The organism is Protofrankia sp. Cr1 (assembly GCF_963555865.1).
Classification (GTDB): Bacteria; Actinomycetota; Actinomycetes; order Frankiales; family Frankiaceae; genus Protofrankia.
The window spans coordinates 14901-16431 of the sequence record NZ_CAUVXO010000075.1; the positions used below are offsets into that span (position 1 = coordinate 14901).

The 1531-nt window shown below is 68.6% G+C and carries 2 protein-coding genes and 1 pseudogene; all 3 read right to left on the reverse strand.

The genetic code is table 11. The annotated features are described in order from the left end of the window. Positions 1-239, reverse strand: a pseudogene (locus tag U9980_RS09155) (hypothetical protein); the annotation flags it as partial. Positions 240-336: 97 nt separating this feature from the next. After that, the gene (locus U9980_RS09160) at positions 337-504 is read right to left on the reverse strand and encodes a DUF3117 domain-containing protein (RefSeq protein ID WP_013872340.1); all 168 of its coding nucleotides are present in this window, start codon (positions 502-504) and stop codon (positions 337-339) included. A 252-nt stretch (positions 505-756) separates the two neighbouring features. Continuing rightward, on the reverse strand, positions 757-1263 hold the full coding sequence (locus U9980_RS09165; RefSeq protein WP_322767530.1) for an SRPBCC family protein: 507 nt from the start codon (positions 1261-1263) through the stop codon (positions 757-759). Positions 1264-1531 lie beyond the last annotated feature (268 nt).

A 1531-nucleotide genomic window follows, 5' to 3' on the forward strand; every position in this document is an offset into this window, starting at 1 on the left:
TACTCCCCGCGCCTAGCAGGGCTGCCGCCAAGTCCTTCACCGGCGGCCTGGGCCACGCGCAGAAGGCCTCTGGGACCCGCTGTGTCGTCGGAACAGGAGAACAGGCCGGCCGGCGCGACGGTGGCCGCGTAGGCAAGCCCCTCAGCGGGCACCAGACGGCCCTCGGCGTCGGTGTTGAGCGCCTCGGACGGTGGTTCCGCCCCAGCAGTAGACGACGTGAGCAGAACCCGTGCCGGCACACCGACCTCCGGCGGCGTACCGGCCCACAGCCTCACGGTCGGTGGGCGGAGGGCGGAGGGCGGCCCACTCGGTATCCACCGGAACGTCGAACACGCCCTAGCCGGCAGCCGACTTCAGCGCGTCCCCAAGGTCCTTCGCCTCGTCAGGCAACAGTTCCACCACGAGACGGCCACCCCCTTCGAGCGGAACGCGCATGATGATGCTGCGCCCCTCCTTGGTGACCTCGAGCGGACCGTCACCCGTCCGCGGCTTCATGGCCGCCATCGGTGCACCTCTTCCTGCCGTCGGACCTGCTACCACCGGCGATTATCCCGGAGAACAGGCCGGGAACCGAAACACGTCACCCCGCAGCGCCACAACAGACACAGCCAGACGGGATCGTGAACCGCCAAATAAGCCTCCGAACGGCCAACACGGAAACAATTCAGGCCAAGGATCATGATCGGTATGTCACGGCGGTCCGGCGGCGGCGCGTACCAGCCGTCCAGGTGACGTCAGCTGGACATCAGCTGGACGTCAGCTGGACGTCACGTTCCGGGCGAAGCGGTGCAACGAGACCCGCCACACACCCGCGAGCAGCGGCCGCAGCAGCTCGAACACGGCGCGACCGAACCACCCCAGCGGCAGGTCCAGCTCCTCGGACCAGACGAGCCTCGACCGCCCTGCGGGCAGGGGCACAACCACGAAGGCTCCGCTCCCACGCACCACCCGGCCGGTATGGCGGACCAGGCAGCGGTACGGCGGCTCCCACTCGACGATCTCCATCGTGTCGACGATCGCCAACGGGCCGATCCCCGTGCGGGCGACGATGCAGCCGCCGACCCCGATCCCACCCTGACGGCAACGGACCACCGTCGTCGCCAGCAGCCACTCCCCCTGACGCTCCCAGTCGGTCAGTGCCGCGAACACGGCGTCCGGTCCGGCGTCCACCTCGACAGCCGCGACAAGCATGCCGGGCTTGCGCCGGTTCACCGCGGGAGCTGGCGGGCGGTGGTGCTTCCGGGACAGGCTGACGCTCAACATGAAGATCCCCTATAGTGGTCCGCCGGCTTGGAGCGACCCGCGACAGGTACGCGGCGTCGCGGGTCCGGCGCACGCACCTCGCCTCATCGCTACCCGGCCATCGCTTCGCGATGCACGCCCCTATCTGCCAAGCGCCCTTAACGATGTGAATCTGATGCTGCTGGCACAACACCAGATTCACATCGTTCCCAACGAACGTCCGGCATCTTCCGAAAGCCCTGTCCCGGCTGCCGGTTACTCCGGTGGGGGGACCGGTAGGGCTGTCGGG

Coding starts and splice junctions, on each gene's coding strand:
- U9980_RS09165 (WP_322767530.1), bottom strand. CDS start 1,263: ATGTTGAGCGTCAGCCTGTCCCGGAAGCACCACCGCCCGCCAGCTCCC.
- U9980_RS09160 (WP_013872340.1), bottom strand. CDS start 504: ATGGCGGCCATGAAGCCGCGGACGGGTGACGGTCCGCTCGAGGTCACC.